Genomic DNA, 25,528 nt, shown 5'->3' with positions numbered 1-25,528 from the left:
CGGTGCTCAGGATTGTGCCGGACGGACACCCCGTTTGTCCGTGGTCCTATGCTGCTAGTTATGCACGATCAGGCAGGGGCCGGGGCCCCCGACAACTTCCAGCGTCTGTGGACCCCGCATCGCATGGCCTACATCAAGGGCGAGAACAAGCCGACCGGCACCGGTCCCGGCGACGGGTGCCCGTTCGACGCGATCCCCAAGATGGCCGACGAGGACGGCCTGGTCGTGGCGCGCGGCGAGACCGTCTACGCCGTGCTCAACCTCTACCCCTACAACTCCGGTCACCTGATGGTCGTGCCCTATCGGCACGTGTCCGACTACGACGAACTGGAGCACGCCGAGATGGCGGAGCTGGGGGAGTTCACCCAGAAGGCGGTGCGGGCGCTGCGCAAGGCCAGCGGCGCGCAGGGCTTCAACGTCGGCATGAACCTCGGCCACGTCGCGGGCGCCGGCATCGCCGCCCACCTGCACCAGCACGTGGTGCCGAGGTGGGGCGGCGACACGAACTTCATGCCGGTCGTCGCCCAGACCAAGGTCCTGCCGCAGCTACTTCGTGACACTCGCCAGTTGCTCGCCGACGCCTGGGACTGATCTCTTCGTGCGAGGCAGCGCGCCGATGCCGGTCGCCAGCAGCAGCGGTACCGCCAGCGCCAGCGCCATGGACAGCACGGCCGCGCCGGAGTCGTTGACCAGCATCCCGACCACGCCGCTGACCAGCGTGCCGATCAGCCCGGCCCGCAGCGCGGGGGAGTGCTCGAACGCGGCCGGCACCACGCCGGCCGACGCCTGCTCGGGCCGCATGACCGCGTACACGAGAAACGCCACGGCCGCGATCACGATCGGCATCAGGTTGGGGCTGAGCAGGGTGGACAGCATGGCCTGCAGCTTGCGCCAGATGACGTCGAGCGCCTCCCCGGTCAGCACCTGCCCCACGAACCGGCCCAGGTGCGTCTGTTCGGCGGCGGGCCGCAGGTAGTTGAGCCAGGCGAACGCCATCACGATCACGCCCCCGAACACGCAGAACGCGCCCAGCTTCACCAGCGAGACCCGCCTGCCCGACAGGATCAGCGCGGTCACCGCGATGCCCGGCACGAACGCGATGACGCCGCCGAAGTCGCTGCCCATCCCGGACCCGCCCAGCACCATCGCGAACGCCCCCAGCACCACGATCGCGCCCACACCCACCTTGCCCGGCCACCGGTGCGCGATGACCGTGGTGCCCAGCAGCGTGCCGGTCGCCAGCAGCGCGAACGGGATGTTGCCGAGGCCGTAGTAGCGGGCGCCGACGTCGGCTCCGTAGCCCATGATGCTGTTGAGCTGCAGCGTCGTGCCCGTCAGCAGATCGCCGGCGAGCGTCAGCGCGGTGACCCCGGCCACCACCGCCAGCGGGCCCAGCGGCCGGCGCCGCCACGGTCCGCCGAACGCCACCGCCGTGATCAGCGCCGCCCAGCCGAGCACCCCGCCGACCAGTTGCGGCAGGTCCGACCAGGGCAGCAGGTTGACCAGGTAGCTGGAGACCGGGATCGAGGCCAGCGCGACGGCCGCGAACCGTACCGGCGCCAGGCCCTTGCGGCGGCGCAGCAGCAGGAACGCCACCAGATAGAACAGCACCTGCAGCACCGCCACGACGGTGAAGTAGATGCCCTTGATCGAACGAATCTCCTGCGCGGTCCCGTCGGCCCTGCTCAGGCGTTCGAAGGTGGCGCCGGTGTCGCCCGCGCGCACCGGCGAGCCGACGACCGTGGCCGGCACCGGCACGTCCAGCCTGGTGAGCACGGTGGCGGTCAGGTCGGTCAGGATCGAGATGTCCTCGCGGCGCGTGGAGGCCGCGCCGAGCAGCCGTCCCTCGGCGCCGGGCTCGCGCAGCGCGGCGACCCGCAGATGCGGTACGGAGCCGTGGTCGGACAGCCCCGCCAGCAGCACCGTCGTCCCGGCGGGCAGGATCGACAGCAGCGCCCCCGCCTTGGCGTCGGCCAGGCGCAGCGCGGCGCGGCGCTCGGTGGGGCCGAGCAGGTCGGGCACCTTGGGCAGCCGGTCGCCGGCCAGGTAGGGGAGGATGAGGTCGTCCACGTCCATGGCGATCATCGGGCACTTCCGCAGGTCGGCGGAGCTGACCTGCTGCGGCGAGGGGCGGTAGTTCTGGACCGCGCCCTGCCGGTCGGCCAGCGCCAGCGCGGCGCCGCGGCCGATCGCCATCGAGCACCGGCCGGCCGCCTTGAGCGATTCGCCCAGCGTGCCCGCGGTGCGCTGCCCGGCCACGTCGATGAGGTAGCGGTAGTCGGGGATGACGGCGCCGCCGTCCTTGGGCTCCGGCGCCGGGGCGGCGCCGCAGCCGTAGCCGACGGCGGACCTGGTGCCCGCCGACACGGTGAGCCAGCCGTCGTAGGGGCAGGTGACGCTGCCGACGGTACGGACCGACAGGGAGCCGATCGCGCTCGCCTTCGCCAGGCCCCACAGGTGGGGGGTGTCGGACCGGGTGAGGTCGTTCCAGTGCAGACCGGGCACGCCGATCAGTGCCACCTGTTCCGCGGCCGTGCCCGCTTTCGCCGGCTCCGCTCCCGTCGGCTTCGCGAGTTCGGCCGCTGCGCCCGCGCTCGATCGCCCCGTGAGTTCGGCGGCCGTGTCGGCCCTCGACGGCGCCGCGAGCTTCGCGGCCGCGCCCGCCGGCCCCGCGAAGAGGCCGTTTCCGACTATGACCTGGCCGACCAGCATGGCCAGCACGACCAGCGCGCGCCTCACCCGAAGACCTCCCACGTCGATGATTTCCGTGGCGCGGGAGAGCTAGGTCACATTCCGGCGCGCCACCAGACGGCACCACCCTCTCATGCGGCGGACCCGCGAAAGGCCGTCTTGACCGTCACACGGCGATCGGCTTGGCCTATGACCGGCGCCACGCGCCGACCGGCTTCCCCTATGACGGTCGGCTTCACGGGGGACGGTCAGCTTCGGGTCGGGCGGTCGGCTTCACGTGGGACGGCCGGTTTCAGGTCGGGCGGTCGGCTTCACGTGGGACGGCCGGTTTCAGGTCGGGCGGTCGGCTTCATATGGGACGGTCGGCTTCGGGTAGGACCGTCGGCTTCGGGTGGGACGGTCGGCTTCGCGCGCGGCTGGTGCGGGCGTCAGGCGGTGATCGGGGTCAGCCAGGAGCGGTAGCGGTCGTCGCGGCCGTGGACGGCGGCGTCGTAGGCGTCGGCCAGCTTGGCGGTGACCGGGCCAGGGCCGCCCAGTTCGCGCCGGTCCACCGAGCTGACGTGCGCGATCCCGGCCCCGGTGCCGCACACGAAGACCTCGTCGGCGACGTACAGGTCCGAACGCAGCAGCTCCCGCCGCTCCGCCCGCAGCCCCAGCCCGGCCGCCAGCCGTTCGACGGTGTCCTGGGTGATCCCGTCCAGGGCGCCCGCGCTGGACGGAGGCGTGGCCAGCAGCCCGTCGCGGACGACGAAGATGTTGGCGCCGGTGCACTCGCTGACGTACCCGGCGGCGTTCAGCAGCACCGCCTCGTCGTACCCGGCGTCGAGCGCCTCGTTCTTGGCCATCACGGAGTTCAGGTAGGGACCGGTGGCCTTGGCCGCGGTGGGCACCACCGTGTGGTCGTTGCGCCGCCACGAGCTGGTCATCAGCCGCACCCCGCCGGTGCCGAGCAGCGGGCCCCAGCTCCAGGAGGCGATGGACACGACGGTCGGGCAGCCGCGCGCCGCGATGCCCATCTCGCCGTAGCCGCGGTGCACGAGGTGGCGGATGTAGCAGGCGGGATGCCCATTCGCGGCCACCGTCGCCAGCGTGGCGGCGCGCAGCTCGTCCATCGTGTACGGCAGCGTCAGCCCGATCATCCGCGTACTGCGGACGAGCCGTTCGAGGTGCTCGTCGAGCCGGAACGCGGCCGGCCCCCGCGGCGTCGCGAACACCCGGGTGCCCTCGAAGACCGCCGTGCCGTAGTGCAGGGCGTGGGTCAGCACGTGCACCTTGGCCTCACCCCACGGCACCAGCGTCCCGTCCATCCAGACCCACTCGGCTTCCTCCACCGGTCCTCCTTCTGGCTACAAAAGGCTCAACTATTTAGGCCAATATGCCGATAAGTGGCACAATAACTGGATAATGGTGGCATGGGAAGGGAAGACAACCTCGTCACACTCGTCCGCGACCGCCTCCGGCTCCACCAGGGCACGCCCAGCCGCCGGCTGGCGGGCGCGCTCGCGGACCTCGCCCAGACGGGCCTGATCGTCCCCGGCACCCGGCTGCCGTCCGAACGGGACCTGGCCCAGGCGGTGGGGCTGAGCAGGGGGACGGTGGCGGCGGCGTTCAACGCGCTGTGCGAGGACGGGCTGTGCGAACGACGCCACGGCAGCGGCACGTACGTCCTGGGCACCCCGTCCTTCGGCGGCCTGCTCCGCGGCGGCGCGGTCCTCGCCGACCTGTCCACCTCGGTCGTCCCCGACCCCTCCCACCTGGTCGTGCCCGCCCTCGACCCGGCCGACCTCCTCCGCTCACCCAGCGGCCACGGCTACGACGCCCAGGGAGACCCCCGCCTGAGAGCCCTGCTGGCACTGCCCGGAGCGGAGGGCGACCCTGTCGTGACGGCCGGCGCGGAGAGCGACCTTCTGGTGACGGCCGGCGCCCAGCAGGCGATCGACCTGACGGCCCGGGTGCTGCTACGGCCAGGAGATCGCGTGCTGGTGGGCGATCCGGCCTACGGCGGCGCGCTCAGCGCGTTCCGGCGGGCGGGGGCGCACGTGGTGGCCGTCGATCTGACCTCGGAGACCGCCGTCGAGGAGGCACTCGCCCGGCACCGGCCCGCCGCCGTCTACGTGGCCGGCGTCGACAACCCCACCGGCTCCGTGGCCCATCTCGCCCACGTCGCCGAACTGGCCAGGAACACGGACATACCGCTCGTCGAGGACCGCACCCTGGCGGCGCTCGTGTACGACGGCACCCCGTCCCCCGACCCACTGGCCACGCTGCACCCGCACGGGACGGTCACGGTCGGGTCGTTGTCGAAGGTGCTGTGGGGCGGCCTGCGGGTGGGCTGGCTGACGGCGCCCGAGCCGCTGCTGGCCCGGCTGATCGAGGCCAAGGTGGACGCCGACCTGGCGACCAGCGCGGTGGCCCAGCGGCTGGCGGCGGACCTGCTGGAGAGCAACCCGATCGGCCCCTGGCTGACCGAGCTGACCCGCCGCCGCGAGCACTGCACGGCCGCGCTCGCCGAGCGCCTGCCCGAGTGGACCTGGACGCGCCCGGCGGGCGGGCTGTCGGTGTGGGCCCGCCTGCCCGGCACCGACACCGACCGGTTCGCCGCCGTGGCCCGCGAGCACGGGGTGGCGGTCGCGCCCGGCTCCCTGTTCTCCCCGGACGGCCGCCACCGCGACCGCCTGCGCCTCAGCTTCGCCCTGCCCCCCGAACTCCTGGACCAGGCCCTGACGGCCCTGACCCACGCCTGGCACGAGCGGTGACCTGCGGGAGGGCCGGACCTGGTGTGAGCGTCCCCTGGGGGAGAACGGGCTCCCGCGTGCGGTGGCCTGCGGGAGGACAGGGCCTGGTGTGAGCGTCCCCTGAGGGAGAACGGGCTCCCGCGAGCGGTGACATGCCGAAGGGCCGGTCGTGGGACCGGCCCTTCGGGTCAGACGGAAGGTCAGGCGAGGGTCAGACCGCGTCCACCTTCACCTTGACCGCCTTGCTCTCGTGGTGCAGCCGGTCGAGCGACGTGACCAGGTAGCTACCCGCGGCCTTCACCGCGTAGGACGGATCGCTCACCACGGCGACCAGGTTGCGGCTGTCGGTGGTGCGGCAGTCCTTGCCGGACTTCGGCACCTGGTAGACCGCGTAGGCCCGCGCGCCGGCCGAAGGCGTCCACGTCAGCTTGGTGCCGGCGGCCTTGGCGCCCGCGGGCGGCGCCGGGGCCTCGCCACCGCGCTCCTTCATCAGGGGCAGCAGCGCCGGACGGCTGTAGTGGGTCTTGGCGACCCGGTCCATCGCCTTGAGCGGGTTGGTCAGGAGCTGCTTGGCGCTGAAGTAGACCGCGCCGTCGACCTGCTTCTGCTCCCGGCTCGCGGCGATCTGCCCGGCCAGCTCGCCCGGCTTGGTCCACGCCTTGTCGTCCTTGGCGCCGACCCGGTAGAGGCCCTCGCCGATGTAGAGCTGCACGTCGCTGCCCTCGACCGCGCCGGACCACCAGCGCACCAGCGTGTTGTAGTCGGCCAGCTTGTGCCCGCGCGGCCAATAGAGCTGCGGCAGCACGTAGTCGACGGTGCCGGCCTTGATCCAGGCGCGCGCGTCGGCGTAGATCGAGTCGTAGGCGGACATGCCCGAGGTGTCGGATCCGGCCGGGTCGTTGGACTTGTTGCGCCAGATGCCGAACGGGCTGATGCCGAACTTCACGTGGTTCTTCGCCTCGTGCACGGCCTCGTCGACCTCGGAGACGAGCGTGTTGACGTTGCCGCGGCGCCAGTCGGCCAGCTTCTTGCCCTTGCCGTATTTCTGGAACGCGGCCGTGTCGTCGAACTTCGCCCCCGCCACCGGGTAGGGGTAGAAGTAGTCGTCGAAGTGCACGCCGTCGATGTCGTAACGGTCGACGACGTCACTGATGACCTTGACCACGTGCTCGCGCACGGCCGGCAGGCCCGGGTTGTAGTAGAGGCGCCCGCCGAACTTGACCGTCCAGTCGGGGTGCCGGCGCGCCGGGTGGCTCGCGGGCAGCTTGGCGGTGCTGTCGCCGTAGGAGGCGCGGTAGGGGTTGAACCAGGCGTGGAACTCCATGCCGCGCTTGTGCGCCTCGTCGGTGAGGAACGGCAGCGGGTCCCAGCCCGGGTCCTTGCCCGCCGTGCCCGTCAGGTATTGCGACCAGGGCTCCAGCGAGGACTTGTAGAGCGCGTCGGAGGCGGGCCTGACCTGAAGGAAGACCGCGTTGAAGTTGCGCTTGGCGGCGCTGTCGAGGATCTTGACGTAGTCGGCCTTCTGCCGCTCCGGGCTGAGACCGGCCTTGGAGGGCCAGTCGATGTTCTGGGTCGTGGCGATCCAGATCCCGCGCAGCTCACGCTTGGGGTATCGGGCATCGGCCTTGCAGGCCGCGGAGGGTGCGGCGATGGCCGTCTTCTTCTCGCTCGCTGCGGGGCTCTCCCCGGCGCCTGGGCCGAAGACGTAGGCGGCGGTCATGGTGACGACCGCGAGCGTGGCAGCGGCTAGGAGTGGGCGTCCTGTTCGCATAGTGCCACCCAGTGTGACACCTGCTCAGGCATGCTCGCGACGAAAAATCGAAACAAAGTCGTGACACTTTTGTGATAAAAGCCTACGGCTGGGCCGGGAGGGACATATCCCTCCCGGCTCGTTCACAGCCCGTGCCGGCGGCTCAATCCGTTGCCGCGACCTTGCTCGCGAGGTTGGGCGGCAGCGGCTCGTAACGCAGGAACGTGCGCTGGAAGGTCCCGGTGCCGTGTGACATGGATCTCAGGTCGATGGCGTACCGTGTTATCTCCAGCTCCGGCACCTCCGCCTTGACCAGCGTGCGGCCGGTGCCCACCGGCTCGGTGCCGAGCACCCGCCCGCGCCGCGACGACAGGTCGGACATCACCGACCCGACGTAGTCGTCGGCGACCAGCACCGACAGCTCGTCCACGGGTTCGAGCAGCAGCGTGGAGACCTTCGACGCCGCCTCCTTCAGCGCGAGCTGGCCCGCGATCTGGAAGGCCATGTCGGAGGAGTCCACCGAGTGCGCCTTGCCGTCGTACAGGGTGACGCGCACGTCCACCATCGGATAGCCGGCCACGACGCCGCGCTCCATCTGGGCGCGCACGCCCTTCTCCACCGACGGGATGAACTGCCGCGGCACCACGCCGCCCACGATCTTGTCCACGAACTCGAAGCCCCCGCCGGACGGCAGCGGCTCGACCTCCAGGTGGCAGATCGCGTATTGGCCGTGGCCGCCGGTCTGCTTGACGTTGCGGCCCATCGCCTGGCACTTGCCGCCGAACGTCTCGCGCAGCGGCACCCGCAGGTCGACCCGCTCGACCTCGACGCCGTGCCGCTTGGCCAGGCGGTCGAGCAGGACGTCGGTGTGCGCCTCGCCCATGCACCACAGGACGAGCTGGCGGGTCTCGGCGTTGTTCTCCAGGCGCAGCGTCGGGTCCTCGGCCACGAGCCGGCCGAGCGCCTGCGACAGCTTGTCCTCGTCGGCCTTGGACTTGGCCCTGATCGCCACGGGCAGCAGCGGGTCGGGCATGGCCCACGACGTCATCAGCAGCGGGTGCTCCACCTCCGACAGCGTGTCGCCGGTCTCGGCCCGCGACAGCTTGGCCACGGCCACGATGTCGCCCGCCACGCCCTTGGCCGCGCCGCGCTGCTGTTTGCCCAGCGGGCAGGTCAGGGTGCCGATGCGCTCGTCCACGTCGTGGTCTTCGTGCCCGCGGTCGGCCAGGCCGTGGCCGGACACGTGCACGGTCATGTCGGGACGGAGCGTGCCGGAGAAGACGCGTACGAGGCTGATGCGGCCGACGTACGGATCGCTGGTGGTCTTGACGACCTCGGCCACGAGCCGGCCGTCGGACTGGCACGTGATGCCCTTGACCGGCTTGCCGGACAGGTCGGTGATCTCGGGCATGGGGTGTTCGAGCGGTGACGGGAAGCCCTGCGTGATGAGCTCCAGGACCTCTTGGGCGCCCACCCCGAGGCCGCTGCACAGGACCGGGTAGAAGCTGCCGCGCGCGACCGCCTTCTCCAGGTCGTCGACGAGGACCTTGGTGTCGATGGGCTCGCCTTCGAGGTAGCGCTCCATGAGCGACTCGTCTTCGCTCTCCTGGATGATGCCCTCGATCAGGACGCCGCGGTGCTCCTCGATCTGCGCTTCGTACTCGGCGCCGGGGTCCTTCTCGGTACGGGTGCCCGTGGCGTAGTTGTAGAACTTCTGCGACAGCAGCCCGATCAGCCCGTTGACGTGGCCGTTGGTGATCACCGGGAGATACAGCGGCGCGACGCCGTCGCCGAAGACGTCCTGGCAGGTGGCCAGCACCTCGTCGAAGTCGGCCCGCTGGTGGTCGATCTTGGTGATGACCACCGCCCGCGGCATGCCGACCTGGGAGCACTCCTCCCAGAGCATCTGCGTGAGCCCGTCGATCCCCTCGGAGGCCGACACGACGAACAGCGCGGCGTCCGCCGCGCGCAGCCCCGCGCGCAGGTCGCCCACGAAGTCGGCGTAACCGGGGGTGTCCAGAAGGTTGATCTTGATGTCGTTGTGCATCAGCGGCGCGACGGACAGGTTGACCGACCGCTGCTGCCGGACCTCGACCTCGTCGAAGTCACTGACCGTGTTGCCGTCCTCCACCCGTCCCGGGCGCTGGATGGTGCCCGTGGCGGCCAGCAGCTGCTCGACGAGGGTCGTCTTACCCGCTCCTGAGTGGCCGACCAGCACGACATTGCGTATCGCGTCCGCCCGGTCGGCCGCGGGTGCCCTGCCCGCGGCTCCTACGGCGCCGCCCGAGTTTCTTTCCGCCACATCGCCTCCCGCGTCGTCGGTGTTCCCCAACGCCGCGCCCGCGCGGAGGGTGCCAGAAACCGCATGGACGCGGTGTGTTCACCAAATACCCCTGTGGCGGATATCACAAGGGGGGCGGGGCAAAGAAAGTTGTCAGTTGCGTCATGGCCTACGATCGGACGGCGATGCTCAAACTCCTGCGCCCGGCCATGACCCGGATACTCACCCCGCTGGGCAGGGCTCTCGTCGGCCGCGGGATCGGCCCGAACGTCGTCACGGCGATCGGCACCCTCGGCACCGTCGTGTCGGCCCTGCTCTTCTTCCCGTTGGGGCAGCTCACCTGGGGCGCCCTCGTCATCACCGTCTTCGTGCTGTTCGACCTGCTCGACGGCCTGGTGGCCCGGCTCGGTGGCAAGGGGGGCAGCACCTGGGGGGCCTTCCTCGACTCGACGCTCGACCGGGTGGCCGACGCCGCCATCTTCGCCGGCCTGATCTTGTATTTCATCGCCGGAGGCGACACGCTGATGGCCGCGGTGACACTGGTGTGCCTGATCGCGGGCGCTCTGGTCTCCTACGCCAAGGCCAGGGCCGAAGGGCTCGGGCTCACGGCCGACGTGGGGCTGGCCGAGCGGCCGGAGCGGCTCGTCGTGGCGCTGGTCGCGGCCTTCCTGGCGGGGCTCGGGGTGCCGTACGTGCTGGCCGGGGGCATGTGGCTGCTCGCGCTTGCCAGCGTGATCACCGTGGGGCAGCGCGTCATGACCGTGTATCAGCAGACGCGGCAACAGCAAGGTGCGGACGAGCAGACGAGGGAGAGATGAGCGAGAAGGCGTCGTTCGGGGACCGGGTGGTGGCCGCGGGCTTCGCGGCAGGCTGGACGCTCGTTCCGAAACTGCCCGAGCGCCCGACGGCCGCGGTCTTCCGCTTCCTGGCCGACCGGGTCTGGAGCAGGCGTGGCAAGTCGGTGCTCCGGCTGGAGTCCAACCTGGCGAGGGTGACAGGCCTCAGCGCCGGGAGCCCGGAGCTGCGCGAGCTCAGCAAGGCGGGGCTGCGCTCGTACTTCCGCTACTTCCACGAGATCTTCCGGCTGCCGTCGATGAGCACCGAGGAGATCGTGCGCCGCTCCCACACCATCGGCGCCGAGCACGTGCACGACAACGTGGCGGCCGGGCGGGGCGTGGTCTTGGCGCTGCCGCACATGGGCAACTGGGACCAGGCGGGCGCGTGGCTGGTGGGCGTGGGTCACCCGTTCACGACCGTGGCCGAGCGGCTCAAGCCCGAGTCGCTGTTCCGCCGCTACGTCGCCTTCCGCGAGGGGCTCGGCATGGAGGTCCTGCCGCTGACCGGGGGCGACGGGCACAACTTCGGCACCCTGGCCACCCGGGTGCGCAAGGGCGGCGTCGTCTGCCTGCCCGCCGAGCGCGACCTGACCAAGGGCGGCATCGAGGTGCGGTTCTTCGGCGCGACGACCAAGGTGCCCGCCGGGCCGCCGCTGCTGGCCGTGCAGACCGGGGCGGCCCTGCTGCCGGCCATCCTCTACAACGTGGGCGACGACTGGGCCGTCCACATCCACGAGGAGGTCCCCGTCCCCGCGGAGGGCACCCGGCAGGAGAAGGTGGCGGCCGTGGCGCAGGGCCTGGCCGACGTGTTCGAGAAGGGCATCGCCGAGCATCCGGAGGACTGGCACATGCTGCAGCGGCTCTGGCTGGAAGACCTGCCACGATGAGGGTCGGCATCGTGTGTCCCTACTCCTGGGACATGCCCGGCGGCGTCAGGCAGCACATCGACGATCTCGCCCAGGCGCTCATCGCGCAGGACCACGACGTGTCGGTGATCGCTCCGGCGGCCGACGACGAGGAACTGCCCCCCTACGTGACGAGCGCGGGCAGGGCGATTCCGGTGCCGTACAACGGGTCGGTGGCCAGGATGTCGTTCGGGTTCATCTCGGCCGCGCGGGTGCGGCGCTGGGTGCGTACGGGCGACTTCGACGTGCTGCACATCCACGAGCCGCTGATCCCGAGCCTGGGCGTGCTGGCCTGCTGGGCGGCCAAGGGGCCGATCGTGGCCACGTTCCACGCCTCGTTCAAGCGCTCGCGGGCGATCGCGGTGGCCGAGCCGCTGCTGCGCAGCGCGCTGGAGAAGCTGAGCGGCCGCATCGCGGTCTCCGACGCGGCCCGCAAGAGCCTGGTCGAGCAGTTCGGCGGCGACATGGTGCTGATCCCCAACGGCGTCACCGTCGCCCGCTACACCGAGGCCGAGCCGCTCGACGGCTGGGGGCCCGACGGGACCACGATCGGCTTCCTGGGGCGGATGGACGAGGAGCGCAAGGGCCTGCCGATCCTGCTCGACGCGTTCAACAGGCTCGCCGAGGCGCGGCCCGACGTGAAGCTGCTGCTCGCCGGGCCCGGCGACGCCAAGGACGTCTACGAGAAGGTGCGCAAGCCCTACCACGGCCGGGTGACCGTGCTGGGCATGGTGAGCGAGGCCGACAAGATCCGCGCCTACCACTCGGTCGACGTGTTCTGCGCGCCCAACACGCGCGGCGAGAGCTTCGGCATCGTGCTGGCCGAGGCCATGGCCTCCGGGGCGACCGTGCTGGCCAGCGACATCCCCGCCTTCCGCAGGGTGCTGGGCGAGGGGCAGGCGGGCGCGCTGTTCACCAACGGCGACCCGGCCTCGCTGGCGCGCGAGGCCACCGCGCTGCTCGACGCGCCCGAGCGCCGGGCCAAGCTGGCGGCGGAGGCGCTGGTGGCGGTCAGGAAGTACGACTGGTCCACGGTCGCCAGAGACGTCGTGCGCGTCTACGAGACGGTGACCACGAGCGGCGCGGGGCGCGTGGAGGAAGACCTGTGACATCGACCATGATCGTGCTGATCGTGGGCATCGTCGTCGTGCTCATGGCCGTCTACGTCTCCTGGCGCGCGGGCCGGCTCGACCGGCTGCACATCCGGCTGGAGCTGGCCCAGGAGTCGCTGGACGCCGCGCTGATGCGGCGCCGGGCGGTGGTGCTGGAGCTGGCCGGCTCGCGGCTGCTCGACCCGGCCACCTCCCTGGTGCTGGCCGCCGCGGCCCACGAGGCCAGGATGGCCGGGCCCGAGGAGCGCGAGCACGCCGAGAGCGACCTGTCGGGGGCGCTGCGGGCGGCGGTGGACCAGGAGCGGTTCAGGGAGAAGCTGTCGGAGGCGGCCGGCGGGCCCGACCTGCTGGAGGAGCTCGACGCGGCGGTGGCCAAGGTGGTCTACTCGCGCCGCTTCTACAACAACGCCGTCGGCGTCACCCGTACGGCCCAGCGCCGCTGGCTGGCCAGGACCCTGCGCCTGGCCGGGCACACCGAATATCCGCAATTCTTCGAGATTGATGACAATCCGCCTGCGACTATGGCAACTGAATGACCTGATTTGGGAGAGCCAGTAAGCTTCTCTCCGTTTCTGGGCTGAAGCGAGGAGAGTTACAGGTGCGGCTACCCCGGATGATGACGTTCTGGCTGGCCGGAGCGGCCGTGCTGCTGCCCGTCGCGGGCTGTTCCTCGGACGAGCCGGCCGCGGGCCAGGCTCCGCAGGCCACCACGGCGGCGCCGAGCGAGGCGCCGGCCGAGGAGGTCAACGCCCATCCGTTCACCGGCAAGCCGTACGGGTCGCTCAGGCCGGTGCTGGCCGTCAAGATCGAGAACACCGCGGCCGGCAAGCCGCAGCTGGGGCTCAAGAGCGCGGACATCGTCTACGTCGAGCAGGTGGAGGCCGGTCTGACCCGGATCATGGCCATCTTCTCCTCCAAGCTGCCCGCCAAGGTCGGCCCGGTCCGCAGCGCCCGCATCTCCGACCTGCACATCGCGCCGCAGTTCGGCAAGCCGGCCTTCTCCTACTCGGGCGCGCAGACCAAGATGCTGCCGTTCATCGCGGAGGCGTCGCTGTTCGACGTGGGCGACACGCGCAACCCGGGGGCCTACTTCCGTCAGCCCGGCCGTTTCGCCCCCTACAACCTGTTCGCCAACACCAAGCAACTGCTGTCGAAGGCGCCCAAGGCGACCAAGGCCAAGGACATCGGCTTCACCTTCGGCGACGCCCCGGCCGAGGGCGGGGTCGAGCGCAAGTCGTACAGCGTCAAATGGCCCGCGGCGCGCTTCACCTTCGCCTGGTCGGAGGAGAAGAAGCAGTGGATGATCTGGCAGGACGGCAAGAAGGACATGGCCGCCGAGGGCGGGCAGCTCGGCGCTCCCACGATCGTCGTCCAGTACACCAAGACCGAGCGCTCGGAGTTCCACGACAAGAACGACAGCTACACGCCGCTCGTGCACACCACGGGCAAGGGGTCGGCGATCGTGCTGCGCGACGGTAAAGCTTTCAAGGCGAAGTGGGAACGGGAATCAGAGGACTCCGGTACGACGTTCACCACGGAGAGCGGCGAGCCGATGAACTTCGCGCCCGGCCAGGTCTGGGTCGCTCTCGCCAGCCGCAAGCCCGTCATCCCGTAGCGCCGTCCTGTACGAATATGGGGGCTGATCCTGACATCTTGGCATGTCGGGGGAGGGGTCCTTCAGGACCTACGATGGGCTTGATAACTTACCGAACCGCCGTGAGAGCCCCGTGAGGTCGACCGTGTCCAGCAGCACGCCAGAGAGCACCCCCGTCACCGGAACCGCCCGCGTCAAGCGCGGCATGGCCGAGATGCTCAAGGGCGGCGTCATCATGGACGTCGTCACGCCCGACCAGGCCAAGATCGCCGAGGACGCCGGCGCCGTCGCCGTCATGGCCCTCGAGCGGGTGCCCGCCGACATCCGCGCCCAGGGCGGCGTCTCCAGGATGAGCGACCCCGACATGATCGACGGCATCGTCGCCGCCGTGTCGATCCCCGTCATGGCCAAGGCCCGCATCGGTCACTTCGTCGAGGCCAAGGTGCTGCAGTCGCTGGGCGTCGACTACGTGGACGAGTCGGAGGTGCTGACCCCGGCCGACTACGCCAACCACATCGACAAGTGGCAGTTCACCGTGCCCTTCGTGTGCGGGGCGACCAACCTGGGCGAGGCGCTGCGCCGCATCACCGAGGGCGCGGCCATGATCCGCTCCAAGGGCGAGGCCGGCACCGGCGACGTCTCCAACGCCGTCACCCACATGCGCACGATCCGCGCCGAGCTCAAGCGCCTCGGCTCGCTGCCCGAGGACGAGCTCTACGTCGCCGCCAAGGAGCTGCAGGCCCCCTACGACCTCGTCGTCGAGGTCGCCAAGACCGGCAAGCTGCCCGTCGTGCTGTTCACCGCCGGCGGCATCGCGACCCCGGCCGACGCCGCGATGATGATGCAGCTCGGCGCCGAGGGCGTGTTCGTGGGCTCGGGCATCTTCAAGTCGGGCGACCCGGCCAAGCGCGCCGCGGCCATCGTCAAGGCCACCACGTTCTACGACGACCCCGACGTCATCGCCAAGGTCTCCCGCGGCCTGGGTGAGGCCATGGTCGGCATCAACGTCGACGAGATCGCCCAGCCGCACCGCCTGGCCGAGCGCGGCTGGTAGTCCCTCCCGCCGGCCCTCTCCGCCCGACTTTGGCGGATCCTCATGAAGGAGGGGCAGGTGGGCAGATCGGCCGCCCTCAGGCGATTCAGCACGTGCGCGGCGCGTCGCTGCAGGTCACAGGCTTGAGCGCGTGAGAAGATCGCTTTCGGCAGGCGAGGAGCAACGAGCCTCGCCTGGTGGGGGCGCCACAATGTGACGGCAATAATTGCCGAAAAAGGCGGCATCCGCGAAGGATGTCGCCTTTTTCGTGTTGTGTGGTGTTCACCAGGTAGTCATGATCTTCAGTCAGGCTACGGGCGTCCCTCACCCTCGCACGTCCCAGGAGTCACACGTGTCCAAGCTGAACCGCCGGCACTTCCTCGTCACCGGGTTAGCGGCGGGAGCCGGCGCCGCGATTCCCGCCACCGCCGCCTACGCCGACCCGGAGCCCCCCGCGGAGACCGGCCGTGACCTGGCCGGGAAGGGGCTGCGCAGCGACCCGTTCACGCTCGGCGTCGCCTCCGGCGACCCCGACCACGAGGGCTTCGTGCTGTGGACCAGGCTGGCCCAGCAGCCGCTCGCCGAGGACGGGCTCGGCGGCATGCCCCAGACGCCGTTCACCGTCCAGTGGCAGATCTACGCCGACGAGGGCGGCCGCCGCGTCGTTCACAGTGGCGTCTCCGTCGCCGCGCCCGAATGGGGCCACAGCGTCCATGTCGAGGTCGACGGCCTGCGCTCCGACCGCGACTACTGGTACCGCTTCCGCGTCGGCCCGTACGTCTCCGCGATCGGCCGCGCCCGCACCGCCCCGCACCCCCTGTCGTACGGCGGCGGCCTGGCCATGGCCTTCGTCTCCTGCGCCCAGTACGAGCACGGCTACTTCACCTCGTACCGCCGCCTGGCCGAGGAGAACCCCGACCTGATCCTGCACCTGGGCGACTACCAGTACGAGTACACCAAGAACACCTACACCATCCCCGGCGGCAACGTCCGCCACCACGACGGCCCCGAGACCGAGACGCTGGCCAACTACCGCCAGCGCCACGCCCAGTACAAGGCCGACCCCGACCTCCAGGCCGCGCACGCCGCCGCCCCCTGGCTGGTCGTGTGGGACGACCACGAGCTGGACAACAACTGGGCCGACGAGGTGCCGGAGAAGCCCGAGGTGCCCCAGCCGAACTTCCGCGCCCGCCGCGAGGCGGCCTTCCGCGCCTACTACGAGAACATGCCGCTGCGCCGCACCTCGATCCCGCGCGGCATCGACATGCAGCTCTACCGGCGCATCCGGTGGGGCCAGATGGCCACGTTCCACATGCTCGACACCCGCCAGTACCGCGACGACCAGGGCTGCGGCGACGGCTACCGCGACTGCCCGGCCGCGGTGGACCCGGCGCGCTCGATCACGGGAGCCGAGCAGGAGTCGTGGCTCCTGGACGGTTTCCGCAAGTCGCGGGCGCAGTGGGACGTCCTGGGCCAGCAGGTCTTCTTCGCCCAGCGTGACAACAACGCCGGGCCCGCCAAGGTCACCTCGATGGACGCCTGGGACGGCTACGTGGCCTCCCGCCGGCGCATCACCCAGGGCTGGATCGACGCCGACGTCCGCAACCCGGTGGTGCTGACCGGCGACGTGCACGCGCACTGGGCCAGCGACCTCAAGCTCGACTACGACGACCCGACCGGGCCGTCGGTGGGCGCGGAGCTGGTGGCGACGTCGATCTCGACGGGCGGCAACGGCGCCGACTCCGACCCGGCGAAGCACCCGTTCCTGACGATCAACCCGCACCTCAAGTTCTACAACAACCAGCGCGGATACGTGCTGACGAAGATCGAGCGCGACCAGATGACGGCCGACTTCAAGGTCGTGCCCCAGGTCCAGACCCCCGGCGCCGGGGTCTACACCAGGGCCACGTTCGTCATCGAGGACCAGGTGCCCGGCGTGCAGCAGACGTACCTGCGCCCGATGGACCCGGCCCTCCGCGCCGCCCAGCAGATGACGGTGGAGGAGACCGTCCGCCTGGAGACCGAGCGTCCGTAGCTCCTCAAAGGGGCCGGCCTGTGCCGGCCCCTTTTTCCGGACGGAATATTAGCCAGGCTAAGTTAGTTGGGCTAAGTATGAGGGACGATCCCACTCACCTGGCCGAACAGGTCTCCTCGGTGCTGCGGCACCTGGTCCTCCTGCTCAGGCGCACCGTCGCCGGTCAGCCCGTCACCAGCCAGCAGTACGCCGTGCTCGGCTCGCTCGAAGGCGCCCCGCGCCGCATGACCGAGCTGGCCGAGGAGCACGCCGTGCAACTGCCCACGATGACCGTCCAGATCAACCGGCTGGAGGACGCGGGCCTCGTCGCGCGCGGCTCCGACCCCGCCGACGCCCGGGTCAGGACGGTCGAGCTCACCGGCGAGGGCCGCGACCGGCTGCGCGCCGTACGCCAGGCCAGGATCGGCCACCTCACCCGGGAACTGGCCGCGCTCACCGACGACGAGCGCGCCACACTAGCGGCCGCCCTGCCCGTGCTGGCGAAGCTCGGCCGCTCGTAGCGTTAGGAGCATCCATGTCGACCGGCGTTCTCCGCCAGCCCACGTCCGTCTGGGCCACCGCCTTCGCCGCGGTCGTGGCCTTCATGGGCATCGGGCTGGTCGACCCCATCCTGCCCTCCATCGCCCAGGGGCTGCGCGCCACCCCGAGCGAGGTGTCGCTGCTGTTCACCAGCTACTTCCTGGTGACCGCGGTGGCCATGCTGATCACCGGCTGGGTGTCCAGCCGCATCGGTGGCAAGCGCACGCTGCTGGCCGGGCTGGCGCTGGTGGTGGTGTTCGCCGCGCTGGCCGGCACCTCCTCCAGCGTCGCCGAGCTCGTCGGCTTCCGCGCCGGCTGGGGCCTCGGCAACGCCCTGTTCGTGGCGACCGCGCTGGCCGTCATCGTCGGGGCGGCCAGCGGCGGGGCGGAGTCGGCGATCATCCTGTACGAGGCCGCGCTCGGCCTGGGCATCTCCGCCGGACCCCTCGTCGGCGCGCTGCTCGGCGACTGGAACTGGCGGGCCCCCTTCTTCGGCACCGCCACGCTCATGGCGGCCGGCTTCGTGCTGATCGCCACCCTGCTCAGGACCGCGCCCAAGCCGGCCGTCAAGACCCGCCTCAGCGCCCCCATCAGGGCACTCGCCCACGGCGGCCTGTCCACGACCGCCTTCACCGCGCTGTTCTACAACTTCGCGTTCTTCACGATCCTGGCCTTCACCCCGTTCATCCTGCACATGTCCCCGTACGGCATCGGCTCGGTCTTCTTCGGCTGGGGCGTCTGTGTGGCGCTGGCCTCGGTCTTCGGGGCGCCGCCGCTGCGGCGCAGGCTCGGTTCGGTGAACGTCCTGCACCTGTCCCTGGCCCTGCTCGCCGTCCTCCAGATCGGCATCGCGCTGTCAGGACATGGGGGTGTCATCGTGTTCACCGTGCTGTCGGGCATCCCCATCGGGCTCAACAACACCGTCTTCACCGAGGCGGCCATGGAGGTCTCCGACGCGCCCAGGCCCGTGGCCTCGGCGGGTTACAACTTCGTGCGCTGGATGGGCGGGGCGCTGGCGCCGTTCATCGCGACCAAGCTGGGTGAGGAGATCGGGGTCGCGGTGCCGTACGCGCTCGGGGCCGTGTGCTGCCTGATCGGCATGGCCATCCTGTACACCCGGCGCCACCACCTGCGCTCCCTGTCCCGCGTGGACGCCGGCCACACGTTGCGCGACGCCGAGCCCGTGCCCCTGTGATTGGATGTCCCACCATGGTGGGACACGCGCTGCTGCTCGCGGCGAGTCTTCTCGTCGCGCCGTCGGAGCTGTCGGTCATGACGTGGAACGTCTGCACCGGCACCAACTCCGACTGCCGCTTCTACCGCGCGACACCGCTCGAACTGGCCGAGAACATCGGCCGGTACGCGCTCGACCAGCCGATCAAGCCCGGCGTGATCTTCCTGCAGGAGTTCTGCACGGGCGCGACCGGCACGCTGGAGCTGTGGCTCGAACGGCGCACCGGCCGCCCCTGGTCGGTCGGCTCGTGGGGCCTGACCGGCGCCGGCGGAAAGCCGTACGCCTGCCACCCCGACCGCCTCGGCCGCCCGCGCGGCGCGCAGAGCATCGCGGTGGCCGTGATGGGCGACACGGCCACGTTCGAGACGCACCCGCTGCCCGCCCCGCCCTGGTACGTCCGGCGCGCCGCCATCTGCGCCACCATCCCCGCCAGGAAGGTACGCGCCTGCGGCACCCACCTGTCCTCGGGCAACGGCTACGACGACCGCCGGCCGGGCGCTCCCTACCGCACCAGGCAGCTCCGGCGGCTGCTGGAGGTGGCCGCCAGGCCCGGATACCGGACGATCGTCGGTGGCGACCTCAACGTCGCCCCGCCCGACAGCGGTTACGGCAGCGCCGCCGGGCGCCGCGCGGTGGCCCCGCTCTACCGGGCGTACCAGGAGTGCGGCCAGCGGGGCGCGCGGCGTACCGGAGGGTGGACCCGCGAGGGCAGGAAGCTCGACTACCTGTTCGCCCCCAAGGGCACCGTGCGGCGCTGTCACGTCGAACGCGACGTCACCCTTTCCGATCACAAGCCCGTCTACATCAAGGTGGCCTTCTAGGAAGATGCCAGGCCATCCTGGTGTTGAATGGTCGGAACCCTGACCCGGACGGAAGGATCGGCTGTGCCCACGATCGGTGTACTCGCTCTCCAAGGAGACGTGCGCGAGCATGCGCGCATGCTTCAGGAGGCAGGAGCCTCGGCCGTCGCCGTACGCAGGCCCGCCGAGCTGGACGCGATCGACGGCCTGGTCATCCCCGGCGGGGAGTCGACCACGATGTGGAAGCTCGCCGAGACCTTCGACATGCTCCAGCCGCTGCGCATGCGGATCAAGGAGGGCCTGCCCGCCTACGGCTCCTGCGCCGGCATGATCATGCTGGCCGACAGGATCGAGGACGGCGTCGCCGGCCAGCAGACCATCGGCGGCATCGACATGGTGGTCAGGCGCAACGCGTTCGGCCGGCAGGTCGACTCCTTCGAGTCCGACCTGGACTTCGCGGGGGAGAGGGTGCACGCCGTCTTCATCCGCGCGCCCTGGGTCGAATCGCTCGGCGCGGACGTCACCGTGCTGGGCCGGTGCGAGCCTGGGGATAGGATCGTCGCGGTCCGTCAAGGGCCGTTGCTCGCTACGTCGTTCCATCCCGAGCTCACCGGGGACGTACGCGTGCACCGATACTTCGTAGACATGGTGAGGGAGCTCTAGGTAATGTCCGGCCACTCCAAATGGGCGACGACGAAGCACAAGAAGGCCGCGCTCGACGCCAAGCGCGGCAAGCTGTTCGCCAAGCTCATCAAGAACATCGAAGTGGCGGCCCGGACCGGTGGCCCTGACCCGGACGCCAACCCCACCCTCTTCGACGCCATCTTCAAGGCGAAGAAGAACTCGGTGCCCAACGACAACATCGAGCGGGCCCGCAAGCGCGGCGGCGGCCTGGAGGCGGGCGGCGCCGACTGGCAGACCATCATGTACGAGGGCTACGCGCCCGGCGGCGTCGCGGTGCTCATCGAGTGCCTCACCGACAACCGCAACCGCGCGGCCTCCGAGGTGCGCGTGGCGCTGACCCGCAACGGCGGCTCGCTGGCCGACCCCGGGTCCGTGTCCTACATGTTCAACCGCAAGGGCGTCGTGCTCGTGCCCAAGAACGGGCTCGACGAGGACACCGTGCTGATGGCCGTGCTCGACGCGGGCGCCGAGGAGGTCAACGACCTGGGCGACTCCTTCGAGGTCGTCTCCGAGGCCGGTGACCTGGTGCCGGTGCGCAAGGCGCTGCAGGAGTCGGGCATCGACTACGACTCGGCCGAGTCGAGCTTCCTGCCGACGATGAGCGTGCCGCTGGACGAAGACGGGGCCAAGAAGGTCTTCCGGCTCATCGACGCGCTGGAGGACAGCGACGACGTCCAGAACGTCTTCGCCAACTTCGACGTCAGCGACGACGTCCTGGCCGGCCTCGACGCCGAATAGCCACCGCTGCGGCCGCGGCCGGGCTCCGCGTTCTCCTGGACGTGCGGCCCGGCGGTCGCGGCGCACGAAAACGGCCGCGCTCGCTCCGCGTACACTTTCGCGTTCATTCCGTGACCTTCCGGCTTGTTCTAAGCGTGCGCGAGAGGGCCGGGGCAGCGTAGGGTCGGGCGACGTGACTTCCCCCACCCCCGCTTTCCCTGCCCCGCCTCAGGCGTTCTCGCGGGCGCTCGGCTGGTTGCTGGCCGTGCCCGCGCTGCTCGGCACCCTGATCTCGCTGGTGCTGCCGACCGTCCAGACGATCTGGCTCAGTTTCCAGAGCGGCGGCGTCATGCGGGCGAGCGCATACGTGGGGGCGGACAACTACACCGACCTGTTCGGCGAGGACGAGTTCTGGCGGGCCCTGGGGTTCACCCTCTCCCTCACCCTGATCCCGCTGCTGGTGGCCGTGATCGCGGGCCCCCTGCTGGCCCTGGCGCTCGACCGGGCGGGCACCTGGCCGCGCCGGGCCGGATACGTCGTCCTGTCCCTGGCCATCGTCACGTTCTCGCCGGTGGGCGTCGCGGCCGCCTGGATGCGGGGCCTGATGTCCGACGCCTCGGGGATCACCTCCCTGGCCGAAGGGCTGCGCGAGCCCGCCACCGCCCCTGGAACGCTCCGGCTGATCGTCGCGGCGGCCACGTTCGGGGTGGTGTGCGCGCTGGCGGTGATCGCCTTCCTGCCCGCCCTGCGCGGCGGCACCGTCGCGCCCGCCATGCTCGCCGTCGGGGCCCTCGTCGTGCTCGCCACGGTCGCCGTGGGGCTGCAGTCGTTCTCCGTCGGCATGGTGCTCACCCGGGGCGGCCCTGAGCGGTCCACAGAGACGCTCGCGGGCCTGCAGTACGACTACGCCTTCAGAATGGCCCAGTTGGGCCCTGGGGCGTCCATCGCGGTCCTCACGGGGGTGATCCTCGGCGCGCTGGGCATCATCGCCACGGTCATCGCGGCGGCCTCCCGCCTGCGCATCACCCTGACCTCCCGCACCGAGACGGGCCCGCATGGCGCCGGCCCTTCCCCCTTCGAGGGGCCTAAGGGTTCCGCGACCGCGAGTGGGCCGGCCGGGTCCTGGCCCGCGGCCGGCATCCCGGGCCCGCGCCCCGCCGAAGACGCGTCCGGCTCGTGGGCCGCGCCGGGCGCGCCGGCCGAAGGGCCCGCACCGGTCTCCTCCTCCGGCTCGCCCGGCGCGGCCCGCAGGGGGTCGGCCGGGCCTGTCGGAGTGGTCGTGGGCGTGGTGGCGTTGGTGGTCTTCACCGGGGCCGGGCTGCTGTGCGCGTGGCCGTGGATCGACGGGGTGCTCGCCTCGCCCGGGAGCCCGGCCGGCAGCCTGCGCGTGCACATGAACACCTGGGTGCCCGCCCTGGCCGGAGCGCTGGTCTCGGTCGGCGTCGCGTACCTGGCGGCCCTCGGCATCGGCGGTCTGCGCCCGCTCGGCCGCGGCAGTGAGTGGCTGCTGCTGGCGTTCGCGCCCTGGCTGTTCGTCGGCGCGGGACCGCTCGGCAACGCGAACTGGCAGAACGTCCGCAACCTCGGCCTCATCGACTCCTTCCTGGCCCTCTTCCCGCCCCTCCTGGTCAGCGTCCCCGCCCTGCTGGTGCTCACGCTGCTCTGCAAGGGCCTGGCCGAGCGCGCGGGCCGTGACTTCTTCGGCGGCGTGTTCGTCCCGTCCCTCCCCATGGCTGGCATCCTCGCCGGCGCCGTCACCCTGGTGAACGCCCACGACCTGCTGTGGCCGATGCTCGTCGTACAGAAGCCCGGCCTGTACACCGCACCCGTGGCCCAGGTCGCCCAGCTCAACGGCTTCAGCTCCCAGGCGATCGACGTCGGCGCCACCACGCCCGTGGTCGTCGTCGCCATCGCCCTGGCCGCTCTCGTCGCGGCCCAGGTGTTCTACCTCGACCGGCTCGCCATCGCCACAAAGGGTTCGCGATGACGTGCGCACGCTGAATAAATTGGCTCCTTGTGGAAATTCGCGACCTGACTCCTGAAGACCTCGACGCCACCCTTGACCTCCGCAAGCGCGCCTTCGGCCCGCTGTCCGCGGCCGATGTGGAGAGATGGCGCGCCGCGGTGATCCCCGTGCTCGGCGAGGGCCGGTATCTGGGGGCGTTCGACGACGGCAGGCTGGCCGCCGCGGCGCGGCTGCGCCGGTTCACGCAGTGGTGGCACGGCAGGCCGCAGCCGATGGCCGGAATCGCGGGCGTCACCGTCAGCCCGGAGGACCGCGGGCGCGGCGTCGGCAGCGGCATCATGCGGGCCGTCATCGAGCGCGGCGTGGCGCTCGGCGACGCGATCTCCGCGCTCTATCCGGCCACCACCGCCATCTATCGCGGGCTCGGCTACGAGCACGCCGGCGCCCAGTACAACGTGCGCATCCCCGCCGAGGCGCTGCGCCGGATCCGGTCGTCAGGGCCGGTCAAGCTGCGCAGGATGGGCCCGGACGACGCCTCCGAGATCGTGTCGGTGCTGCACCGCGTGCACGGCGCGGCCCGTTCCAGCGGCCCCGTCTCCTGGGACGAGCAGACCTGGCGGCTCTGGCTCGGCAACCCGGACGACTTCCTCTACCTGGCCGACGACGGATACGTCATCTACCGGTGGAAGGGCGAGGACATGGAGGTCGAGAACGTCGTCGCCGCCTCCGGGGAGAGCCTGCGGGCGCTGTGGTCGATGGTGGGCAGCGCCTCCTCGATCGCCCGCGACGTCATCGCCTCCGTGGCGCCGGACGACCCGGTGCTGTGGCTGCTGCGCGAGCGGTCGACGGAGCAGGTCCTGCAGCGGCGGTGGATGTTCAGGGTGCTGGACGTGGCCGCCGCCGTGGAACGCAGAGGCTATCCGGAGCAGGTGGGGTGCGAGGCGGTCGTGACCGTGGAGGACCCGATCCAGGGTTCGGGCACGTGGCGGCTGGAGTTCGGAGGCGGCTCGGGCGCCGCCACGCCCGTGGAGGGGGCCGGGGTCACGCTCTCGGTGAACGGCTTCTCCGCCCTGTACGCCGGGATTCCGGCGGCGACGCTCCGGCTCACCGGGCTCATGTCCGGGGACGAGCGCTACGACGAGGCCCTGGACACGGCTTTCGCGGCGAAGCCGTACATGCTGGATTACTTCTGACCGGCATCCGGGCCGCGGACGGCGCGGCCGTGCGTCCGATGGGCGCTTTCCAGGGTACGGTCACCGATCCGGAGGGCGTTTTCCGATGCACGGCCACCTCAGCCGGGGTAAAGTCTCGTGCCGAACAGATGTTCGGCGGCGCGGGGAGGCATGCCGGTGCGGGTGATGGGCGTCGATCCGGGGCTGACCCGGTGCGGCCTGGGCGCTGTCGAAGGGCGTCCGGGCGCGCCGCTGACGCTGGTGGCCGTCGGGGTGGTGCGCACCGGGGCCGACGAGGAGCTCGGCGCCCGGCTCGTCGGCATCGAGGCGGGGATCGAGCAGTGGCTCGACGACGTGCGGCCCGACGCGGTCGCGGTCGAGCGCGTCTTCAGCCAGCACAACGTCCGCACCGTGATGGGCACCGCCCAGGCGGCGGGCATCGCGGTGCTGTGCGCGGCCCGGCGCGGCCTGCCGGTGGCCCTGCACACGCCGTCCGAGGTCAAGGCGGCCATCACCGGCAGCGGCACGGCCGACAAGAAGCAGATCGGCGCCATGGTCACCCGGCTGCTCCGGCTGAGCGAGATGCCCAAGCCCGCCGACGCCGCCGACGCCCTCGCCCTGGCCATCTGCCACACCTGGCGCGGCGGCGCCCAGCACCGCCTGGCCGAGGCCCTGGCCAAGGCCACCCGAAAGGACCCCAGACTGTGACAGACCTTCAGGCGACGGGGGTGGGGCCGTGATCGCGTCGGTGGCGGGCAAGGTGGCGGCGGTCGCGCCCGACGGGGCCGTGATCGAGGTCGGCGGGGTCGGCATCCTCGCCCACTGCACGCCGGGCACGCTCGCGACGCTGCGGGTCGGCGAGGACACGCGCCTGGCCACGTCGCTGGTCGTGCGCGAGGAGTCGCTCACCCTCTACGGCTTCGTCAGCGATGACGAGCGGGCCGTGTTCGAGCTGCTGCAGACGGCCAGCGGGGTCGGGCCCAAGCTGGCGCTGGCGATGCTCGCCGTCCACCCGCCCAACGCGCTGCGGGTCGCCGTGGCAAGTGCCGACCTCAAGGCGCTCACCCAGGTGCCGGGGATCGGGCAGAAGGGGGCGCAGCGGATCGTCCTGGAGCTCAAGGACCGGCTGGGCACGCCTGAGGAGGCGGTCAACGCGGCGCTCAACGGGGAGCGGCGGGTCGCGGCGTGGCGCGACCAGGTCCATTCGGGGCTGGTGGGGCTGGGCTACTCCGGCAAGGACGCCGACGAGGCGATCGCCGCCGTGGAGCCCGACGCCGACGCCGACCTCGCCGCCGGCCGCCAGCCCCAGGTCGCCGCCCTGCTCAAGGCGGCTCTCAAGTCTCTGAGCATCCGATGAGCCTTTACGGCGAAGCCACCGTCCCCGCACGCGCCGACGCCGGTGACCGTCCGTCATGGCCGGTCGTGAAGGCTCACGGGCTGCTCGCCGTGACGAGCGCCACCTTG

The 25,528-nt window shown here is 71.2% G+C and carries 22 protein-coding genes; 18 read left to right on the top strand and 4 right to left on the bottom strand.

Translation table 11 applies throughout. The features are described from left to right. Positions 1-60 precede the first annotated feature (60 nt). Complete coding sequence (locus C4V41_RS25730) at positions 61-591, top strand: HIT family protein (RefSeq protein ID WP_235030377.1); 531 nt, start codon at positions 61-63, stop codon at positions 589-591. On the opposite strand, the gene C4V41_RS25725 is transcribed toward C4V41_RS25730, so the two are convergent. Both C4V41_RS25725 and C4V41_RS25720 read right to left on the bottom strand, forming a co-directional pair. Beyond that, positions 547-2,739 carry a hypothetical protein gene (locus tag C4V41_RS25725; RefSeq protein WP_235030376.1) on the bottom strand — a complete coding sequence of 731 codons (2,193 nt, stop codon included), beginning with the start codon at positions 2,737-2,739 and terminating at the stop codon, positions 547-549. The genes C4V41_RS25730 and C4V41_RS25725 overlap by 45 nt on opposite strands. A gap of 380 nt (positions 2,740-3,119) precedes the next feature. Continuing rightward, positions 3,120-4,022: a branched-chain amino acid transaminase gene (locus C4V41_RS25720; protein WP_103958508.1), complete on the bottom strand. Its 903-nt coding sequence runs from the start codon at positions 4,020-4,022 to the stop codon at positions 3,120-3,122. 81 nt (positions 4,023-4,103) lie between these two features. Between C4V41_RS25720 and C4V41_RS25715 the strand changes: the two genes are divergently transcribed. Next, positions 4,104-5,447 (top strand): aminotransferase-like domain-containing protein, encoded by a 1,344-nt coding sequence (locus tag C4V41_RS25715; protein ID WP_103958507.1) that lies wholly within the window; start codon positions 4,104-4,106, stop codon positions 5,445-5,447. 190 nt (positions 5,448-5,637) lie between these two features. Here the strand turns inward: C4V41_RS25715 and C4V41_RS25710 are convergent, their stop codons facing one another. Both C4V41_RS25710 and C4V41_RS25705 read right to left on the bottom strand, forming a co-directional pair. Beyond that, positions 5,638-7,197: a glycoside hydrolase family 10 protein gene (locus tag C4V41_RS25710; protein WP_103958506.1), complete on the bottom strand. Its 1,560-nt coding sequence runs from the start codon at positions 7,195-7,197 to the stop codon at positions 5,638-5,640. 142 nt (positions 7,198-7,339) lie between these two features. Continuing rightward, a complete protein-coding gene (locus tag C4V41_RS25705; protein WP_103958505.1) occupies positions 7,340-9,478 on the bottom strand; it encodes an elongation factor G-like protein EF-G2 in 2,139 nt (712 codons plus the stop codon). 143 nt (positions 9,479-9,621) lie between these two features. Between C4V41_RS25705 and pgsA the strand changes: the two genes are divergently transcribed. From pgsA to ruvA, 16 genes are all read left to right on the top strand, one after another. Further along, on the top strand, positions 9,622-10,275 hold the full coding sequence (pgsA, locus tag C4V41_RS25700; RefSeq protein WP_103958504.1) for a phosphatidylinositol phosphate synthase: 654 nt from the start codon (positions 9,622-9,624) through the stop codon (positions 10,273-10,275). Beyond that, on the top strand, positions 10,272-11,180 hold the full coding sequence (locus tag C4V41_RS25695; RefSeq protein WP_103958503.1) for a phosphatidylinositol mannoside acyltransferase: 909 nt from the start codon (positions 10,272-10,274) through the stop codon (positions 11,178-11,180). The genes pgsA and C4V41_RS25695 overlap by 4 nt, the downstream gene beginning before the upstream one ends. Next, the gene (locus C4V41_RS25690) at positions 11,177-12,307 is read left to right on the top strand and encodes a glycosyltransferase family 4 protein (protein WP_103958502.1); all 1,131 of its coding nucleotides are present in this window, start codon (positions 11,177-11,179) and stop codon (positions 12,305-12,307) included. The genes C4V41_RS25695 and C4V41_RS25690 overlap by 4 nt, the downstream gene beginning before the upstream one ends. Before the next feature lie 8 nt (positions 12,308-12,315). Beyond that, on the top strand, positions 12,316-12,846 hold the full coding sequence (locus C4V41_RS62000; protein WP_200824256.1) for a hypothetical protein: 531 nt from the start codon (positions 12,316-12,318) through the stop codon (positions 12,844-12,846). 62 nt (positions 12,847-12,908) lie between these two features. Then, positions 12,909-13,925 (top strand): DUF3048 domain-containing protein, encoded by a 1,017-nt coding sequence (locus C4V41_RS25680; protein ID WP_235030375.1) that lies wholly within the window; start codon positions 12,909-12,911, stop codon positions 13,923-13,925. 124 nt (positions 13,926-14,049) lie between these two features. After that, positions 14,050-14,958, top strand: a complete 909-nt coding sequence (gene pdxS / locus C4V41_RS25675; protein WP_200824226.1) for a pyridoxal 5'-phosphate synthase lyase subunit PdxS — start codon at positions 14,050-14,052, stop codon at positions 14,956-14,958. A 331-nt stretch (positions 14,959-15,289) separates the two neighbouring features. Beyond that, positions 15,290-16,972: an alkaline phosphatase D family protein gene (locus tag C4V41_RS25670; RefSeq protein ID WP_200824225.1), complete on the top strand. Its 1,683-nt coding sequence runs from the start codon at positions 15,290-15,292 to the stop codon at positions 16,970-16,972. A 77-nt stretch (positions 16,973-17,049) separates the two neighbouring features. Continuing rightward, the gene (locus C4V41_RS25665; RefSeq protein ID WP_103958497.1) at positions 17,050-17,472 is read left to right on the top strand and encodes a MarR family winged helix-turn-helix transcriptional regulator; all 423 of its coding nucleotides are present in this window, start codon (positions 17,050-17,052) and stop codon (positions 17,470-17,472) included. Positions 17,473-17,486: 14 nt separating this feature from the next. After that, positions 17,487-18,686: an MFS transporter gene (locus C4V41_RS25660; RefSeq protein ID WP_103958496.1), complete on the top strand. Its 1,200-nt coding sequence runs from the start codon at positions 17,487-17,489 to the stop codon at positions 18,684-18,686. A 14-nt stretch (positions 18,687-18,700) separates the two neighbouring features. Then, positions 18,701-19,546 (top strand): endonuclease/exonuclease/phosphatase family protein, encoded by an 846-nt coding sequence (locus tag C4V41_RS25655; RefSeq protein ID WP_103958495.1) that lies wholly within the window; start codon positions 18,701-18,703, stop codon positions 19,544-19,546. 27 nt (positions 19,547-19,573) lie between these two features. Beyond that, positions 19,574-20,188 carry a pyridoxal 5'-phosphate synthase glutaminase subunit PdxT gene (pdxT, locus tag C4V41_RS25650; RefSeq protein WP_103958494.1) on the top strand — a complete coding sequence of 205 codons (615 nt, stop codon included), beginning with the start codon at positions 19,574-19,576 and terminating at the stop codon, positions 20,186-20,188. Between the two features lie 3 nt (positions 20,189-20,191). After that, positions 20,192-20,947, top strand: a complete 756-nt coding sequence (locus tag C4V41_RS25645) for a YebC/PmpR family DNA-binding transcriptional regulator (RefSeq protein ID WP_103958493.1) — start codon at positions 20,192-20,194, stop codon at positions 20,945-20,947. A gap of 172 nt (positions 20,948-21,119) precedes the next feature. Then, positions 21,120-22,913 (top strand): carbohydrate ABC transporter permease, encoded by a 1,794-nt coding sequence (locus C4V41_RS25640; protein ID WP_146103782.1) that lies wholly within the window; start codon positions 21,120-21,122, stop codon positions 22,911-22,913. A 29-nt stretch (positions 22,914-22,942) separates the two neighbouring features. Then, a complete protein-coding gene (locus C4V41_RS25635) occupies positions 22,943-24,085 on the top strand; it encodes a GNAT family N-acetyltransferase (RefSeq protein ID WP_235030374.1) in 1,143 nt (380 codons plus the stop codon). A gap of 156 nt (positions 24,086-24,241) precedes the next feature. After that, positions 24,242-24,772: a crossover junction endodeoxyribonuclease RuvC gene (gene ruvC, locus C4V41_RS25630; protein WP_103958824.1), complete on the top strand. Its 531-nt coding sequence runs from the start codon at positions 24,242-24,244 to the stop codon at positions 24,770-24,772. 28 nt (positions 24,773-24,800) lie between these two features. Continuing rightward, on the top strand, positions 24,801-25,421 hold the full coding sequence (gene ruvA, locus C4V41_RS25625) for a Holliday junction branch migration protein RuvA (protein ID WP_103958491.1): 621 nt from the start codon (positions 24,801-24,803) through the stop codon (positions 25,419-25,421). The last annotated feature ends 107 nt before the right edge of the window (positions 25,422-25,528 follow it).

Origin of the sequence: Nonomuraea solani, from assembly GCF_900108335.1 — a bacterium.
GTDB classification, from domain to species: domain Bacteria; phylum Actinomycetota; class Actinomycetes; order Streptosporangiales; family Streptosporangiaceae; genus Nonomuraea; species Nonomuraea solani.
The sequence above is the reverse complement of the archived record's forward strand: the minus strand, read 5'-3'. Positions and strand labels throughout refer to the sequence as shown.

Bases quoted from the DNA above. Each gene is read 5' to 3' on its own strand.
- C4V41_RS25730 (WP_235030377.1), top strand. From the start codon at position 61: ATGCACGATCAGGCAGGGGCCGGGGCCCCCGACAACTTCCAGCGTCTG.
- C4V41_RS25715 (WP_103958507.1), top strand. From the start codon at position 4,104: ATGGGAAGGGAAGACAACCTCGTCACACTCGTCCGCGACCGCCTCCGG.
- C4V41_RS25710 (WP_103958506.1), bottom strand. From the start codon at position 7,197: ATGCGAACAGGACGCCCACTCCTAGCCGCTGCCACGCTCGCGGTCGTC.
- pgsA (WP_103958504.1), top strand. From the start codon at position 9,622: ATGGCCTACGATCGGACGGCGATGCTCAAACTCCTGCGCCCGGCCATG.
- C4V41_RS25695 (WP_103958503.1), top strand. From the start codon at position 10,272: ATGAGCGAGAAGGCGTCGTTCGGGGACCGGGTGGTGGCCGCGGGCTTC.
- C4V41_RS25690 (WP_103958502.1), top strand. From the start codon at position 11,177: ATGAGGGTCGGCATCGTGTGTCCCTACTCCTGGGACATGCCCGGCGGC.
- C4V41_RS62000 (WP_200824256.1), top strand. From the start codon at position 12,316: ATGATCGTGCTGATCGTGGGCATCGTCGTCGTGCTCATGGCCGTCTAC.
- C4V41_RS25665 (WP_103958497.1), top strand. From the start codon at position 17,050: ATGAGGGACGATCCCACTCACCTGGCCGAACAGGTCTCCTCGGTGCTG.
- C4V41_RS25660 (WP_103958496.1), top strand. From the start codon at position 17,487: ATGTCGACCGGCGTTCTCCGCCAGCCCACGTCCGTCTGGGCCACCGCC.
- C4V41_RS25655 (WP_103958495.1), top strand. From the start codon at position 18,701: ATGGTGGGACACGCGCTGCTGCTCGCGGCGAGTCTTCTCGTCGCGCCG.
- pdxT (WP_103958494.1), top strand. From the start codon at position 19,574: ATGGTCGGAACCCTGACCCGGACGGAAGGATCGGCTGTGCCCACGATC.
- C4V41_RS25645 (WP_103958493.1), top strand. From the start codon at position 20,192: ATGTCCGGCCACTCCAAATGGGCGACGACGAAGCACAAGAAGGCCGCG.